Source organism: Microcoleus sp. K4-B3 (assembly GCF_036704615.1).
Taxonomy (GTDB): Bacteria; Cyanobacteriota; Cyanobacteriia; order Cyanobacteriales; family Microcoleaceae; genus Microcoleus.
The window spans coordinates 1-1,192 of sequence record NZ_JAUBSF010000236.1 but is presented as its reverse complement, the minus strand read 5'-3'; the positions used below and the strand labels follow the sequence as shown (position 1 = coordinate 1,192).

The following is a 1,192-nucleotide window of genomic DNA, read 5'->3' as shown; positions in this document are numbered from 1 at the left end:
CTCAAACAATTTATCATTGATACGATCGTAAGTGGAGATGGAGACGTACCATTATATCTCAAAATAGATGACGGAAACGCCGACGATAAAAGTGTCTTTGTGTCAAGATTGAAAGAGTTTAAAAATCAGTGGACATTTGACGGAATCTGTGTAGCAGATAGTGCCTTATACACAGCGGAAAATTTGTCAGCAATGGCAGAAATGAAATGGATAACCAGAGTGCCATTCAGCATCAAATCAGCTCCAAATAAAATCTGCAACATTGAAGATAGTGACTGGGAAAACTCTCAAATAAAAGGCTATAAAATAGCAACCAAAACCAGTGAGTAGGCCAACATCAAACAAAGATGGCTAGTAATAGAAAGTTAAATCAGAAAACAAGCAGATTTTTAAAAAATAATCAAGCAAGTAGAGAAACAGTTAAAATCAGCCAAAGCCTCACTGCGTAAGCTATCCATACAAAACTTTGCTTGTATTACCGATGCATAAATTGCAATAAAAAAGTTATCAGATTCATGGAAATATCACCAAATAACAGAAATTAAATCCCAAAAAAAACCAGTTAAAACAACAAAAATAAAGCTCAAAAAATCGAGCAATACACAGACAAGACTCTATCAAGTAACGGGTGAAATAGAACCCCTAATTTCAGCAATCGAAGCGGAAAAAGTCAAAGCTGGGAGATTTATATTAGCCACAAATATCTTAGATACTAAAGCAGTGAGCAATTCACAGGTATTATCGGAATACAAAGCGCAGCAAAGTAATGAGAGAGGATTTAGATTTATCAAAGATCCGTTATTTTTTACTGCCAGCGTATTCGTGAAAAAGCCGGAGCGAATTGAAGCAATCGGAATGATAATGGGACTGTGTATGAAGCGTGTATAACCTAGCGCAAAGGAAATTGAGACAACAATTAGAAGCTACCAATGAGCAAGTGAAGAATCAGGTAAAAAAATTGACCAATAAGCCAACAATGCGCTGGATATTTCAGATGTTTCAGGCGGTGCATTTAGTGACGATAAATGGCTCGAATCATGTCAGCAATTTAACCCAAGATCACCAAGATATCTTGCGGCATTTAGGAAAGTATTGCTGTCAATACTATTTAATAGTTTCAAGTGAATAACGATTGAGATCGAGGTGTAGATATTTGTGAATAATTTTCATTAATTAGTCAAGACAATTTGCT

1 pseudogene is annotated in these 1,192 nt (G+C 35.7%); it reads left to right on the top strand.

What is annotated here, in order from left to right:
* Positions 1 to 1,129 (top strand): annotated as a pseudogene (locus tag QUA78_RS33065) (IS1634 family transposase); the annotation flags it as partial.
* Positions 1,130 to 1,192: the final 63 nt, after the last annotated feature.